This window comes from Streptomyces sp. 3214.6 (assembly GCF_900129855.1).
Taxonomy (GTDB): domain Bacteria; phylum Actinomycetota; class Actinomycetes; order Streptomycetales; family Streptomycetaceae; genus Streptomyces; species Streptomyces soliscabiei.
This window is the reverse complement of the sequence record NZ_LT670819.1, coordinates 1,059,071-1,073,776: the sequence shown is the minus strand read 5'-3', so window position 1 is coordinate 1,073,776 and position 14,706 is coordinate 1,059,071. Positions and strand designations below refer to the sequence as shown.

Genomic DNA, 14,706 nt, shown 5'->3' with positions numbered 1-14,706 from the left:
GCGGGCCCGTTCACTCCTCGTCGAACAGGCTCAGCTCCGCCCAGATCGTCTTGCCCTCGGGGTTGTGCCGACTGCCCCAGCGCTGGGTGAGCTGGGCGACCAGGAGCAGGCCCCGGCCGCCCTCGTCCCAGGTCTTCGCCCGGCGCAGGTGCGGGGCGGTGTGGCTGTTGTCGGAGACCTCGCAGATCAGCGTCGTCGCGTCATGGATCAGCCGCAGCCGGATGGGGTGGGAGCCGTACCGGATGGCGTTGGTGACCAGCTCGCTCACCACCAGCTCGGTCGTGAACGACGCGTCGCTCAGCCCCCAGTCGCCGAGCTGGCGGACGACCTGTTTGCGGATCGGCGCGACCAGCGACGGGTCGGCCGGGATGTCCCAGGTCGCGACCTGGGAGGCGGGCAGGCCCCGGGTGCGCGCGAGGAGCAGTGCCACGTCGTCGGCGGTGGCGCCGCCGGGCGGGAGCAGGGAGTGCAGGATCCGGTCGCAGGTCTCGTCCAGGGAGTCCGAGTACGCCGCCAGGGCCTGGCTCAGCAGCCGGTGACCGGCGTCCACGTCCCGCTCACGGGACTCGATCAGGCCGTCGGTGTAGAAGGCGAGCACACTGCCCTCGGACAGTTCCAGCTCGGCCGACTCGAACGGCAGCCCGCCCAGGCCCAGCGGGGGACCGGCGGGCAGTTCGACCCGGCGGGGCGCCGCACCCGGCCGCAGCAGCACGGGCGGGGGGTGCCCGGCCCGCGCCAGGGTGCAGCGTCGCGACACCGGGTCGTACACCGCGTACAGGCAGGTCGCCCCGACCTCGCCGGGGTTGCCCTCGACCCCGGCCTCCTCCGACAGCCGGACGACCAGGTCGTCGAGGTGGGTGAGCAGTTCGTCGGGGGCGAGGTCGATGTCGGCGAGGGTGCGCACGGCGGTGCGCAGCCGGCCCATGGTGGCCGAGGCCTGGACGCCGTGCCCGACGACGTCCCCCACGACCATGGCGACCCGCATCCCGGACAGCGGGATCACGTCGAACCAGTCGCCGCCCACCCCGGCGCGGGCGGCCGGCAGATAGCGGGAGGCGGCGTCGACGGCGGCGGTGCGCGGCAGGGTGCGCGGGAGCAGGCTGCGCTGCAGTGCGAGGGCCGTCTCACGCTCCCGGGAGTACCGGCGGGCGTTGTCGATGCAGACGGCGGCCCGGGCGGTGACCTCCTCGGCCAGCAGCATGTCGTCGGCGGTGAATGGGTCCGGCCGGCGGAACCGGGTGAGGACGGCGACGCCGAGCGTCACGCCCCGTGCCCGGATCGGCACGGACATCGTGGAGTGGATGCCGACCTCCCGCACCCGGGCGGCGCGTCTCGGGTCCCAGGCGAGCCACGCGGCCAGACCGCCGCCCGCCACGGAGCCGACGATGGTGCGCCCCGCGACCAGCGAGTCGGCCTGCGGCGACCCGGTCGGATAGTCCTGCGCCTCTCCGGGCTTGGCCACCGCCTCCGGGCTGCCGGGGTTCACCGAGTGGTGCGCGGCGCGTCGCAGGCTCAACGGCGGGTCGAAAAGGCTCGGAGGGTCGCCGCCGTCCCGCGGGTCGAGCAGGTCGACGCTCACGAAGTCGGCGAGCGCGGGCACACAGACCTCCGCCAGCTCCTGGGCCGTCCGGGTGACGTCGAGGGTGCTGCCGATGCGTACGCTCGCCTCGTTGACCAGCTGGAGCCGCTCGCGGGCGAGGTAGTTGTCGGTGAAGTCATGGGCGGCCAGACACACGCCCCGCACCTGCCCGGCGGCGTCGGTGACCGGCGCCATCCGGGCCAGCCAGGCGTGCGCCCGGGTCTCGCCGCCGGTCTTCGTGTACGTCTGCACGTCCTGCGCCCGGCCGCTGGCGAGCACGCGCAGCATGTGCTGTTCCAGCTCCGCGCTCTGCGGCCGGCCGCCGATCTCGGAGAGCCGCAGGCCCCGGATCCGCTCCTCGGGCAGTCCGATCACCTCGCCCATCGCCTCGTTGATGTGGCTGAGCCGCAGGCGTTCGTCGTAGACCGCCACGGCACAGGGCGACTGGACCAGCGCCGCGGTGGCGAGGGGGCCGTCGGGGGACTCGGGGCCGCCGCCGACCAGCGGGGTGACGACGAGCCACTGCCCCGGGTCGTCGTCCCGGGCCTCGGTGTGGTGGGCGAGCAGCCACACCCGCACCGGACGGCCGTCACGGTGGCGCAAAGTCACCGTTCCGTGCCAGCGGGGGCCGGTGGGGACGACCGCGTCGCCGGCGAGCAGTTCCGCGGCGGGTCGGCCCACGACATCGGCCGGGGACCAGCCCAACAAGGTCCGCGCGCCCTCGTTCCATCCGATGAGCGTGCCGGCGTCGTCGACCACAGCCCGGGCCGTCGCGGCCTCGTCGAACGGATACTCCGGGCTCATCTCGCCACTCCATCGCGGACACTCACAGTGAACGGACAGGACACTTCCGTCCAGCCTAGTGCGTCCGCCGCGCGCACGGACGGGAACCCCCACGGCCCGAAGAGACAGCGTTGTCCCGCCGAGGTCAAGGGGTAAAACCGGCCTATGTCATGGCTGGGAGCCCGGGGACGCATGGGGGCGGGAGGACACCTCCGGACCCCTTGACGGGCATGAGTGGCCCGTCGTCAGATTCTGTTTGCTAACGATCAGTTGTGAGTACTTCTGGTTCCTGATGAGGGAGAGCCGGCCATGACGGTCACTCGCAGATCGGTCCTTCTCGCCTCCACGGCCGCACCGGCCGCCGGAGCGCTCCTCGGCCCACCGGCGCAGGCCGCCGAGGCCGCCGCGCGCGCCTCCGGCCGCCGCGCGGTCGCGCTGCGCGACGGCTGGCGCTTCGCGCTGGTCAACCCGGGCGGTATCACCGACCCCACCGGACAGTACGCGGACGCCGCCGCCCCCGGCTACGACGACTCGGCCTGGCGCGAGGTCGCGGTGCCGCACGACTGGAGCATCGAGCAGACCCCGACCACGCAGAACGGCACGACCAGCGGCACCGGCTTCTTCCCCGGCGGCCTGGGCTGGTACCGCCTCGCCTTCACCCTGCCGGCCGCCCAGGCCGGCAAGCGGATCTCGGTCGAGTTCGACGGCGTCTACATGGACTCCTCCGTCTACTGCAACGGCGCCGAGGTCGGCCACCACCCCTACGGCTACACCGGCTTCGCCTTCGACCTGACCGGCCTGCTGCACACCGACGGCGTCACCGAGAACGTGCTCGCGGTGAAGGTGCAGAACCGGCTGCCGAGCAGCCGCTGGTACTCCGGCAGCGGCATCTACCGCGAGGCCCGCCTGGTCGTCACCGAGCCGGTGCACGTCGCCCGCTGGGGCACATACGTCACCACCCCCGAGGTCACCGGCGAGCGGGCCGTCGTCCGGGTCGAGACCTCGGTGGTGAACGCGTCCGGTACGGGCGCCGACGTCGAGGTCGTCTCACGCATCCTCGCCCCGAACGGCCGCACCGTCGCCCGTACGTCCTCCACGGTCGCCGTCGCCGACCGGGCCACCGGGATCCACGAACTCACGGTGGCCGATCCACAGCGGTGGGACTTCAAGACCCCGCACCGCTACACCCTGGAGACCGAACTGCGCGTCGCCGGGGAGCGCACCGATACCTACCGCACGCCGTTCGGCATCCGCACCTTCCGCTTCGACCCCGACGAGGGATTCCACCTCAACGGCACGTACAGCAAGATCAAGGGCGTGGACCTCCACCACGACCTGGGCGCCCTCGGGGCCGCGGTCAGCGTCGACGCCATCCGCCGCCAGATGACGATCATGAAGTCGATGGGCGTCAACGCCTTCCGCACCTCCCACAACCCGCCCTCCCCGGAGATGATCCGGGTCTGCGAGGAACTGGGCATCGTGATGCTGGTGGAGGCCTTCGACTGCTGGAAGACGGGCAAGACCCGGTACGACTACGGGCGGTTCTTCGACGAGTGGTGCGAGCGGGACGCCACCGAGATGGTGCTCGCGGCCCGCAACTCGCCCGCCGTCCTGCTGTGGTCCATAGGCAACGAGATCACCGACTCCACCTCCACCGCCGGTCTCGCCATGGCGGACCGGATCATCGCCGCGATCCGCGCGGTGGACGACACCCGGCCGCTCATCATCGGCTCGGACAAGTACCGCAACCCGCCCGCCAAGGGCTCCGCCGCCGACCTGATGCTCGCCAAGCTGGACGGCCTGGGCCTGAACTACAACACCGCCAAGTCCGTGGACGCCCTGCACGCCACCTACCCGCACCTGTTCCTCTTCGAGTCCGAGTCGTCCTCGGAGACCTCGACCCGCGGCGCCTACCAGGAGCCCGAGCACCTCAACACCGGCGAGAACCACACCCCCGGCAAGCGGGCCACCTCCTCCTACGACAACAACCTCGCCTCCTGGACCATGAGCGGCGAGTACGGGCACAAGAAGGACCGCGACCGGAAGTGGTTCATGGGTCAGTTCCTGTGGTCCGGCATCGACTACATCGGCGAGCCCACGCCGTACAACGTCTTCCCGGTGAAGGCATCCTTCTTCGGTGCGGTCGACACGGCCGGCTTCCCGAAGGACATGTACCACCTCTTCCGCAGCCAGTGGGTCGAGGAGCCCATGGTCCATCTGGTGCCGATGACCTGGAACCACGAGGCCGGCGACACGGTCGAGGTGTGGGCGTACTCCAACGTCGACACGGTGGAGCTGTACCTCAACGGAACGTCCCTGGGCGTACGGAAGTTCGACACGAAGAAGACCCTCGACGGCCGCACCTACCTGGAGACCACCGAGGCCCCCGGCGACGACAAGACCTTCACCACCGGCCCCTACCCTGGCAGTTACACCAGCCCGAACGACAGCGCGGGCAAGCTGCACCTGACGTGGAAGGTGCCCTACGCGCCGGGCGAGTTGAAGGCCGTGGCCCGCCGGGGCGGCAGGACGGTCGCCACCGATGTGCTGCGCACGGCCGGCGCCCCGCACGCCGTACGGCTCACCGCGGACCGTACATCCCTTCCGGCGGACGGCCGTTCCCTGGTCTTCGTCACCGCCGACGTGGTCGACGCGCGGGGGACCGTCGTACCCGACGCCGAGCATCTCATCTCCTTCCAGGTGACCGGCGGTTCCCTCGCCGGACTCGACAACGGGCGGCAGGAGAGCGCCGAGCGCTATCAGGCCAGCACCCGCACCGCCTTCCAAGGCAAGGCCCTCGCCATCGTGCGCTCCGGCAACGAGGCGGGCGCCCTGAAGGTGACCGCCCGCGTGGACGGCCTGCGCAGGGGCACGGCCACCGTGCGCACCACACACGCCCGCTCGGCGGCGACCACCCCGGCCGCGGCCATCGCCCCCGAGTACCCGGAGCCCGTGACCTACCCGTACGCGGACGCCAGTTACTCCGGCCGACCGGACACCCTGCCCGCCGCGCTGCTGGACGGCGACCCGGCCACCGGCTGGTCCAACGCCTTCGCCAAGGCCGCCACCGCCCTGCTGCCCGCCTTCAGCGGGGCCCGGCCGAAGGACTGGGTGTCGGTCGACTACGGGCGCACCAGGGACTTCGACCGGGCGGAGGTGTCCTTCACCGTGGACGCCACGCACAGCCTGCCCGCGTCGATCGAGGCCGAGGTCTGGGACGGCGAGCGGTACGTGCCCGTCACCGGCGCGGCCGTGGACTGGGCCACCGCCTCGGACGCGCCGACGGCGCTCACCTTCGACCCGGTCCGCGGCTCCAGGCTGCGGCTGAAGCTGACCAGCGGCGCACCCGGCACGGTCCAGGGGGCGGTTCGCATCAGCAGGTTGGAGGCATGAGCGGCTGACCGGAGGGCCGCCTCGGATCCTTCGGCGCCCGGGCGCCACCGCGCCCGGGCGCCGCTTCCCGGCGGCCCTGCTCAGCCCGCGTCCGCCGCCTCGAACGTCACCTTCGCCGCGTCCACCGTGCCCGCGCTGCGGCCGGGTGCGCTCTGCCAGGCCCAGTACAGGTTGGTGTGGGCTATGACCTGCTCCGGAGCGGGGGCGCCGTACGGGGTGAGGTCCTCCGTGGTGTGCGCGTCGGCGACCAGCGTCACGTCGTACCCGCGCACGAGGGCGCCGTGCAGCGTCGAGCGGATGCACGCGTCGGTCTGCGCCCCCGTGACGACGACCCGGCCCACCCCGCGCGCGGCCAGCACGGCCTCCAGCTCGGTCTCCTCGAAGGAGTCCTGGTAGTTCTTGTGGACGAGGGGCTCGGAGTCGACGCGGACCAACTCCTCGACGTACTCCCAGTCCTCGCTTCCGCGCACGAGGTCGTCGTCGGAGTGCTGTACCCAGATCACCGGCACATCCTGCGCGCGCGCCGCGTCGACCAGCGTGTCGATGTTCGCGATCACCTCCTCGCGCCGGGGCGCGCCCGCCACCAAGCCCTTCTGGACGTCGATGACGAGCAGGGCGGTGTGGGGCCGGTCGGCCAGGGTCGTCATGGATGCCTCCTGTGAGTGGACCTGTCGGTCCACGGACGACCCACACTAGAACCCACCACTGACAACGGCCCCGAGGACTTCTCGCGCTCATCTCGTCCGGACCGTTGACGGGGTGTCATGAATCCAACAAGCATGTCTTCCGACCCCTCCCTGGGAGCGCTCCCATAAGCATCTCGTGGGAAGCGTCCCGCACCTCCCCGAGGAGCCTGGACGTGAAACGACGCAGAACCGCCCTGCTGTCCCTCGCGGCCCTGCTGGGCGCGGCGCTCACCGCGCTGCCCGTGCAGCAGGCCGGCGCCGACGAGGTCGAGCAGGTCAGGAACGGCGGCTTCGACACGAGCGCCGACCCATGGTGGACCAGCAACGTCACCGCCGGCCTCACCGACGGCAAGCTGTGCGCGGACGTGCCGGGCGGCACCGTCAACCGCTGGGACTCCGCCGTCGGCCAGAACGCGATCACCCTGGTGAAGGGGTCGTCGTACCGGTTCTCCTTCAGCGCCTCCGGGGTGCCCGAGGGGCATGTGGTGCGGGCGATCGTGGGCCTCGGCGTGTCCCCGTACGACACCTGGTACGAGGCGACCCCGGTGCTGAGCGCGTCGGGGGACTCGTACTCCTACACGTTCACCTCGCCGGTCGACAGCGCCCAGGGGCAGGTCGCCTTCCAGGTCGGCGGGAGCGCCGAGCCCTGGCGGTTCTGTCTGGACGACGTGTCGCTGCTGGGCGGGGTGCCGCCGGAGGTGTACGAGCCCGACACCGGGCCGCGCGTGCGCGTCAACCAGGTCGCCTATCTGCCCGCCGGGCCGAAGACCGCCACCCTGGTCACCGACGCCACCGCGAAGCTGCCCTGGCAGCTGAAGAACAGCGCCGGGGCGACGGTCGCGCACGGCTGGAGCGTGCCGCGCGGCCTCGACGTGTCCTCCGGGCAGCACGTCCACTCCATCGACTTCGGGGCCTACCGCAAGCGCGGCGCCGGCTTCACCCTGGTCGCCGACGGCGAGACCAGTCACCCCTTCGACATCGGCGGCGCCGCCTACCAGCGGCTTGGCCTGGACGCGGTGAAGTACTACTACACGCAGCGCAGCGGCATCGCGATCCGCGACGACCTCCGCCCCGGCTACGGCAGGCCGGCCGGCCATGTCGGCGTGGCCCCCAACAAGGGCGACCTTGCCGTCCCCTGCCAGCCGGGTGTGTGCGACTACAGCCTCGACGTCACCGGCGGCTGGTACGACGCCGGCGACCACGGCAAGTACGTCGTCAACGGAGGCATCGCGACCTGGGAGGTGCTGAGCACCTATGAACGCTCCCTCCTCGCCCGGACCGGACACCCGGCCCGGCTCGGGGACGGCACCCTCGCCCTCCCCGAGAGCGGCAACAAGGTGCCCGACATCCTCGACGAGGCCCGCTGGGAGCTCGACTTCCTGCTGAGGATGCAGGTGCCGGACGGGCAGCCCCTCGCGGGCATGGCCCACCACAAGGTGCACGATGCGCAGTGGACGGGCCTGCCGCTGCTGCCGAGCGACGACCCGCAGCAGCGCGAACTGCACCCGCCGACCACCACGGCGACCCTCAACCTGGCCGCGACGGCCGCCCAGGCGGCCCGTCTGTACCGGCCCTACGACAAGGCATTCGCGGCGAAGGCGCTGACGGCCGCGCGCAAGGCCTTCGCGGCGGCCCTCGCCCATCCGAATGTCTACGCCGACCCCAATGACGGCACCGGCGGCGGCGCCTACAACGACGACAACGCGACCGACGAGTTCTACTGGGCGGCCGCCGAGCTGTATCTCACCACGGGGGAGAAGCGGTTCGCCGACCAAGTGCTCACCTCCCCGGTGCACACCGCCGACCTCTTCGTCCCCTATGGCTTCGACTGGTCCCGCACCGCCGCCGCCGGGCGCCTCGACCTGGCGACCGTCCCGAACAAGCTCCCCGGCCGCGACAAGGTGCGCCGCTCGGTGGTGCGGGGCGCCGACACCTACCTCGCCACGCTCGCGTCACAGCCGTACGGTATGCCCTACGCGCCCGACGGCAACCGCTACGACTGGGGCTCCAGCCATCAGGTCCTCAACAACGCCGTGGTCATCGCCACCGCCTACGACATCACAGGCGCCTCGAAGTACCGTGACGCGGCGGTCCAGAGCATGGACTACATCCTCGGCCGCAACGCGCTGAACCTGTCGTACGTGACCGGCTACGGGGAGGTCAACTCCCATCACCAGCACAGCCGTTGGTACGCCCACCAGCTCGACCCGAGCCTTCCGCAACCCCCGGCGGGGACCCTCGCGGGCGGCCCGAACTCGAGCATTCAGGACCCCTACGCGCAGAGCAAGCTCCAGGGGTGCGTGGGCCAGTTCTGCTACATCGACGACATCCAGTCCTGGTCGACGAACGAGACCGCGATCAACTGGAACGCGGCGCTGGCCCGTATGGCGTCCTTCGTGGCGGATCAGGGATAGGCGCGAATCCGGTCAGGATCGTGCAGGGTCGGACACCCTCCGGTACCGCGTGGTCATTAGTTTGACCTGGGGATATTTACGAGTAAGTACCCGCGCGGTACCGTGAAGGGCATGCCAGCCCTCAATGTGGAATTCAGCGATCGCGAGCTGGAGGACCTGCGACAGATCGCCAAGGAACGCGGCACGTCGATGAAGGCACTCGTACGGGAGGCCGCCGCGGCCGACATCGCCCGGCACCGGGCGCTCCAGGAGGGCGCGGAGGCGTTCCGTACGTTCTTCGCGTCCCATGCCGACGAGTTCGCGGCCGCCTTCCCCGATGACGAACGCTCCGCCAGGGGCGAGGGGCGGGTCGCCTGACCGATGACAGCCGTCATCCACATCGACGTGCCCTGGCTGCTTCAGCGCCACGAAGAGGTCCTGCCCGAGCAGCCCACCATCAACGACTTCTCGGCGCTCGTCGCCGCCGTCGCCCGGCACCGGGTCGATCCGCCCAAGCTCGGCGTGGACTCCGACCCCGCCTGGCGGGCCGCCGCGCTGCTGCACACGCTCGCCCTGCTCAAGCCCCTGCCCTCGGCCAACGCCCGTTTCGCCTGCGCGACGGCGGTGGCGTACATGTTCACCAGCGGGGTCGGCATCGATCCGCCCTACGGCGCTCTCGTCGACCTCGCCCGGGATCTGATCGACGGCAAGACCGACGTCTACGGCGCGGCGGACCGGCTGCGCTCCTGGCAGATATAGCCGCTCACGGAGCGGTGGGCCGCCGGCCGAGGGCGGGAGGAGCAGGGCCGGCGGCCGTTTCGCGCAGGAGTGCCGCCGTCCTGCGCGGGGCCTTCCGAGGAGTGGCCGGGTTTCAGCCAACTACGCGTCCCGATGGGCCGGGAGCGTGCGCGTCGCTCTGCTGCGTGTGCGTGTTTCACACGGGGCGCATGGCATTGCTTATCGACATCCTTTCAACAAAGGGCAGCTTCAGCTACCGCCTTGTTGTGCGCGACTTAGTTGTGCAAAGGTGAACTACCCGTGCGGGGGGTCATGGCCGGGTCCCCTGCGTTCGTCGGCGGAGGCGAATTCGCGCCTCCTGCCGCACCGAACAGGTACGTACCAAAGGAATTCGCTCAGTGCCCACCGCTCAGCCTCCTCTTCCGCCCTACCCTCCGCCGGGTGGGGGCCCAGGAGAATCCGACGAGTCCCTCGCCGCCGGGATACGCGGCGGCGCGGACAGCGAGGTCGCCCAGTCCACCGCTCTGCTGATCGCCCGGCACTGGCGACCGGTGCACGAGTACGCGGTCATCTGCCTCGCCTCCTCCGGGAGCGTCGCGTCCATGATCACCGCGGCCGCCTTCCATCAGGTCTTCGACCGGCTCAAACTGGGCGAGCCGGGCACCGCGCTGCGTCCCCGACTGCTGGTGACCGTGCGGGACATGGCCCGGCTGTGGTCCGCCGACGAGGGGCTGTCCGGCGTCCTGCCGGTGCTGCGCAAGCCGGCCGGGGCCCGGGGCATGCGGAGCGCGAAGTCCATGACGCCGGAGAACCGGGTGCTGGCGGAACGCTCGTTCCAGGGCCTGCCCGCGGTCGCCCGCTGCGTCCTGTGGCACGTGGAGGTCGAGGCCGAGCAGATCACCGTCGCCGCCGGGTTGCTCGGCATGGACACCGACACCGTGTCCGCCGCCCTGGAACAGGCCCGGGACAAGCTTCGCGAGGGCGTCGTCCGCGCCCACCGGGAACTCGCGCCGAACAAGGACTGCCGGTTCTACAACCGGCTCCTCGACGGCCCCATCCGCCGCGGCGGCGACCTGCTGCCCGATGTGCGCCAGCACCTCGACGCCTGCCGGTACTGCCGTTCCGCCGCCGAACAGCTCGGCCACTTCGAGAACGGCCTCGGGGTGCTGCTCGCCGAGGCGGTGCTCGGCTGGGGCGCCCGCCGCTACCACGACACCCGGCCCGGCCGCAGCAAGCAGCAGACCGTGCGCCTCAAGGGCTCCGCCCGGCACCGCGGCGGCGGCACCCGCGGCCGACGCGGCAACCTGCTCTCGCGCATCCCCTCGCCCCGCCGCCGGGAGTCCGGGGCGGCGCGGTCGCCGCGCGCGCTGTTCACCGGCGTCGGACTGGCCTCGGCCGGCCTGCTGACCACCCTGCTCGCGGCCGGCATGTGGTCGGACAGCGGCGGCGCCGACCCGGCCGCCTCCACCAGCGGCAGCGCCCCCGGCACCGACTCGCAGGCCACCACCTCGCCCACGGCCCCGGGCACCGCTCAACTGCCCAGCGCACCACGGCAGACGAGGCTGCGCAACGCCGCGTCCGACCTGTGCCTGGACGTCCGGGGCGAGGCCGTGGCGGGCGCCGCCGTCGAGCTCGCGGACTGCTCGTCCGACGGCACACAGCAGTGGTCCTACAGCGACGACGGGCAGCTGCGCAGCGTGGCCCACCCGGAGCTGTGTGTGGACTCCCACGCGGACGCCGGCGTGGTCATCCTCGGCGCGTGCGCGGACGCCGAGAACTCCCGGCGCGACGACGTCCGCTACGACCTCACCGTGCAGGGCGAGTTGCTGCCCCGCTGGGACGACGCGCTCGCCCTCGCGACGGCCGGTGCGGAGCCGGGCGCCGACGTCGTCGTGAAGGTCCGCGACCACTCCACCGGCCAGCGCTGGCTGACCGACGTCGCCACCGCCACCCCCGGTTCCCTCGCGGTCACCGGCACGGACGCACCTCCGTCGGCCCAGCCGGTAGACCTCTCGGACGGAACGGCCTGAGGGCCGCCCCCCGGTAGGCGGGGCGCGCTGCCCACGGGCCGCCGGCGAGCCGGTCGCCCAACGGCACCGCGGTCGAAGGCCCTGGGGGAGTGCCGCAGGGGCCCGGCCCGCGAGCCCGGCCGATCCGCGCGGCAGGCGGCGGTCCTCGGGCGGCGGTCCTCGGGCGGCGGCCGGTCGGCGCGGCGGTGTCGCGGTGAGCCATGGCCGCGCAGGGCGCGACGACCTGCCACGCGCGGGGTGCCCGGCCGGCCTGCGCCCGGCCGACAGACCCCGCCAGGGTTATCCGGCGTCCTCGACGAGGTCCGCCTGGCCGACCGTCGCCGGGGTGGCGTGGCCGGACAGGGCCAGGGTGAGGTCGAACTCGGCGAGCAGGCAGCGGATCACGTGCTCGACGCCCGGCTGTCCGTCCAGGCCCAGCCCGTAGACGTAGGGCCGGCCCAGCAGGACCGCCCGCGCGCCGAGGGCGAGCGCCTTGAAGACGTCGTCGCCGGTGCGCACCCCGCTGTCGAACAGCACGGTCAGCCGGTCGCCGACCGCCCGCGCCACCCCGGGCAGCGCGTCGGCGGCGGCGACCGAACCGGCCACCTGCCGGCCCCCGTGGTTGGAGACCACCACCCCGTCCATCCCGGCGTCGGCGGCGAGCCGGGCGTCGCCCGGGTGCAGGACTCCCTTGAGGACGATCGGTCCGTCCCAGTTCTCCCGCAGGAACGACAGGTCCGGCCAGGTCTTTCCGGGGTCCGCGAACAGGCTGACGAAGTGCAGGACGGCCGCGTTCGGGTCCTCGTGCACCGGCTTGGCCAGGCCCGCGCGGAAGGCCGGGTCGGTGAAGTAGTTCGCGGTGCCGACGCCGTGCAGGAACGGCAGGTAGGCCTGGTCGAGGTCGCGCGGCCGCCATGCCAGCAGCGGGGTGTCCAGGGTGACGACGAGCACCGTGTATCCGCTTGCCCTCGCCCGGCCGAGGAGACTCCGCGTCACCTCCCGGTCCTTGGACCAGTACAGCTGGAACCAGCGTTCGGCGTCGCCCATCGTCTCGGCCACCTGCTCGATCGGCGTGCTGGACGCCGACGACAGGATGTACGGCACCCCCTGCGCGCCCGCGGCCCGGGCCGCAGCCGACTCCGCCTCCGGGTGCATGATCGACAGCACGCCGACCGGGGCCAGGGCCAGCGGGGCGGGCAGTGAGCGGCCCAGCACCTCGACCGACAGATCGCGTTCGTGCACGTCCCGCAGCATGCGTGGCACGATCCGGCGGCGCTCCAGAGCAGCGCGGTTCGCCCGTGCCGTGCTGCCGTTCCCCGCGCTGCCCGCAACGTAGCCGACCGGACCCGGCCCGAGCCGCTGCTCGGTGAGCTCCTCCAGCCGGGTCAGATCGGTGGGCAGCCGGGGGACCGCGCCCGTCATCCCGTTGAGGTAGATCTCGTACTGGAAGTCCGCCCAGTGCTTGGCCATCCGTCCATGCCGCCTCTCGTCGTCCCGTGTCGAGCGTGCGTAGCAGGGCGACGATACCGGTGGGTAGGTTCGGGGCGGTGAGGGTCTGTCCTGGGACCTCCGACTCGTCCTTATTCGGCGTCATGAGTGGGCGGATCCGCCACCCCCCGTGTCCTCCTGGGCGGTGTCCTGCTCCACGTCCTGCCCCGCGTCAGGCCCCTGGGCGCGCACCCGTTGGACGTGTTCGAGGGAGTCCCGCAGTTCGGTGAGCCAGTCGTCGGTGTGCCGCTGGACCAGCCGGACGCACCAGGCGAGGGCGTCGCTGCGGCTGCGGGCCACGCCCGCGGCGATCAGTGTGTCGAGGACCTGGCGCTCGGGCTGCCGCAGCCGGGTCATGACCGGCGCGGCCACATGGGTGAACAGGGCGCGCTCCCCGTCGCACACCACACCCCAGGACACCTTCCGCCGGAAGCGGTGCTCGGCGTCGCGGGCCACGGCCATCCGGGTCTCGCGGGTGCGCTCCCGGAACTCCTGGATCCGGGCGGTGACGGCAGCCTCCCGCTCGGCGGCCGGGGCGTCCTCGCTCAGCCGGGGTGCGGGGACGCGGCCGATCACGGTGATCTCCTCGCGGTCGACCGTCACCTCGGTGAGTTCCTCGAAGAGGTCGTCGGGCAGCCGGCCCGCGAACCAGCCCCTCAGCTTCTCTCTCTGCTCTGTCGTAATCATGTAATCACCATTACTCCGCAGGCAGGTGAACACAAGGGATCGCCCAGGAGTCCGCCGAGAGCGCAACGGGGGAAGGGGCGGGGCGGCCCGGGGGCCGGAGCGGAATGTTTCAGGCCGATTAACGAAGCTATGAAAACCGGTCATCGAGCGGACCGAAGGGATCACGAAGCGCTTGCTTTCGGCGTTGGAGCGTTCGAATTCCGTGACTTCACGCCACTGATTCAATACGCAAGGTTACTGAAACCGATGGGGTCGAGGTGATATTCGGCGGCGGACTCGGCAGACTCGCGCTCGCCGCGTTCGGCACCGACCGAGTCGGACCGGCACACCCCCGAATCGAGCGGAAGGATGCACACAATGCGGAACACCGCGCGCTGGGCAGCGACCCTCGGCCTCACGGCCGCCACCGTCTGCGGATCCCTCACCGGATCCGCGCTCGCCGCCCCGGCCGCAGCGCCGACCTCCCTCTACGCCCCGTCGGCCCTCGTGCTGACCCTGGGTCACGGAGACAGCGCCGCCACCGTCGACGCGGCCAGGGCCGTGACCCTGAGCTGCGCACCGACCCCCTCCGGCACCCACCCCGCCGCCGCCCTCGCCTGCGCCGAACTGCGCGCCGCCGACGGCGACTTCGACGCCCTGGCCGCCCCGGGTGACGCCAGGTGCACCAAGCAGTACGACCCGGTGGTCGTCACCGTCGACGGCGTCTGGCAGGGCAAGCGCGTCTCCTACGAGCGCACCTTCGCCAACGCCTGCGTGAAGAACGCTGCCGGGAGCAGCCTCTTCACCTTCTGAGACCGGGATCGGGTGGCCTCCCGTGGACGCCGAGAGGCTCGTGACGTGGGGAGTGCGAGCCCCTGACACGGGACCACGCGATCCCGCACCCGGAGGCCGGATGGGCGGAGTGGGGCTGCCCGCCGGCCTCCGGGCTCATGTGGCGACGCACGGGCCGT

The 14,706-nt window shown here is 72.0% G+C and carries 10 protein-coding genes; 6 read left to right on the top strand and 4 right to left on the bottom strand.

Going from position 1 to position 14,706, the window contains the following annotated elements:
* Positions 1 to 10: 10 nt before the first annotated feature.
* Complete coding sequence (locus B5557_RS04720; RefSeq protein WP_079657925.1) at positions 11 to 2,383, bottom strand: SpoIIE family protein phosphatase; 2,373 nt, start codon at positions 2,381 to 2,383, stop codon at positions 11 to 13.
* A gap of 288 nt (positions 2,384 to 2,671) precedes the next feature.
* On the opposite strand from B5557_RS04720, the gene B5557_RS04715 reads away from it, so the two are divergent.
* Positions 2,672 to 5,755: a glycoside hydrolase family 2 TIM barrel-domain containing protein gene (locus B5557_RS04715; RefSeq protein WP_079657924.1), complete on the top strand. Its 3,084-nt coding sequence runs from the start codon at positions 2,672 to 2,674 to the stop codon at positions 5,753 to 5,755.
* An 80-nt stretch (positions 5,756 to 5,835) separates the two neighbouring features.
* On the opposite strand, the gene B5557_RS04710 is transcribed toward B5557_RS04715, so the two are convergent.
* Entirely contained in the window at positions 5,836 to 6,402 is a 567-nt protein-coding gene (locus B5557_RS04710) for a cysteine hydrolase family protein (protein WP_079657923.1), read from the bottom strand.
* A gap of 212 nt (positions 6,403 to 6,614) precedes the next feature.
* Here B5557_RS04710 and B5557_RS04705 point away from each other — a divergent pair, with 212 nt between their 5' ends.
* From B5557_RS04705 to B5557_RS04690, 4 genes are all read left to right on the top strand, one after another.
* The gene (locus B5557_RS04705) at positions 6,615 to 8,855 is read left to right on the top strand and encodes a glycoside hydrolase family 9 protein (protein ID WP_079657922.1); all 2,241 of its coding nucleotides are present in this window, start codon (positions 6,615 to 6,617) and stop codon (positions 8,853 to 8,855) included.
* 111 nt (positions 8,856 to 8,966) lie between these two features.
* Complete coding sequence (locus B5557_RS04700) at positions 8,967 to 9,212, top strand: hypothetical protein (RefSeq protein WP_079664590.1); 246 nt, start codon at positions 8,967 to 8,969, stop codon at positions 9,210 to 9,212.
* A gap of 3 nt (positions 9,213 to 9,215) precedes the next feature.
* The gene (locus B5557_RS04695; protein ID WP_079657921.1) at positions 9,216 to 9,593 is read left to right on the top strand and encodes a toxin Doc; all 378 of its coding nucleotides are present in this window, start codon (positions 9,216 to 9,218) and stop codon (positions 9,591 to 9,593) included.
* Between the two features lie 377 nt (positions 9,594 to 9,970).
* On the top strand, positions 9,971 to 11,602 hold the full coding sequence (locus tag B5557_RS04690; protein WP_079657920.1) for an RICIN domain-containing protein: 1,632 nt from the start codon (positions 9,971 to 9,973) through the stop codon (positions 11,600 to 11,602).
* Between the two features lie 279 nt (positions 11,603 to 11,881).
* Here the strand turns inward: B5557_RS04690 and B5557_RS04685 are convergent, their stop codons facing one another.
* Together B5557_RS04685 and B5557_RS04680 are read right to left on the bottom strand one after the other, a co-directional pair.
* Positions 11,882 to 13,051 carry a lactate 2-monooxygenase gene (locus B5557_RS04685; protein WP_079657919.1) on the bottom strand — a complete coding sequence of 390 codons (1,170 nt, stop codon included), beginning with the start codon at positions 13,049 to 13,051 and terminating at the stop codon, positions 11,882 to 11,884.
* 120 nt (positions 13,052 to 13,171) lie between these two features.
* Positions 13,172 to 13,756, bottom strand: a complete 585-nt coding sequence (locus B5557_RS04680) for a hypothetical protein (RefSeq protein WP_079657918.1) — start codon at positions 13,754 to 13,756, stop codon at positions 13,172 to 13,174.
* Between the two features lie 357 nt (positions 13,757 to 14,113).
* Here B5557_RS04680 and B5557_RS04675 point away from each other — a divergent pair, with 357 nt between their 5' ends.
* Positions 14,114 to 14,548, top strand: coding sequence for a protease inhibitor (locus tag B5557_RS04675; RefSeq protein WP_079657917.1), 435 nt, complete (start codon positions 14,114 to 14,116; stop codon positions 14,546 to 14,548).
* Positions 14,549 to 14,706 lie beyond the last annotated feature (158 nt).

Coding starts and splice junctions, on each gene's coding strand:
- B5557_RS04680 (WP_079657918.1), bottom strand. CDS start 13,756: ATGATTACGACAGAGCAGAGAGAGAAGCTGAGGGGCTGGTTCGCGGGC.
- B5557_RS04720 (WP_079657925.1), bottom strand. CDS start 2,383: ATGAGCCCGGAGTATCCGTTCGACGAGGCCGCGACGGCCCGGGCTGTG.
- B5557_RS04685 (WP_079657919.1), bottom strand. CDS start 13,051: ATGGCCAAGCACTGGGCGGACTTCCAGTACGAGATCTACCTCAACGGG.
- B5557_RS04710 (WP_079657923.1), bottom strand. CDS start 6,402: ATGACGACCCTGGCCGACCGGCCCCACACCGCCCTGCTCGTCATCGAC.
- B5557_RS04700 (WP_079664590.1), top strand. CDS start 8,967: ATGCCAGCCCTCAATGTGGAATTCAGCGATCGCGAGCTGGAGGACCTG.
- B5557_RS04675 (WP_079657917.1), top strand. CDS start 14,114: ATGCGGAACACCGCGCGCTGGGCAGCGACCCTCGGCCTCACGGCCGCC.
- B5557_RS04695 (WP_079657921.1), top strand. CDS start 9,216: ATGACAGCCGTCATCCACATCGACGTGCCCTGGCTGCTTCAGCGCCAC.
- B5557_RS04715 (WP_079657924.1), top strand. CDS start 2,672: ATGACGGTCACTCGCAGATCGGTCCTTCTCGCCTCCACGGCCGCACCG.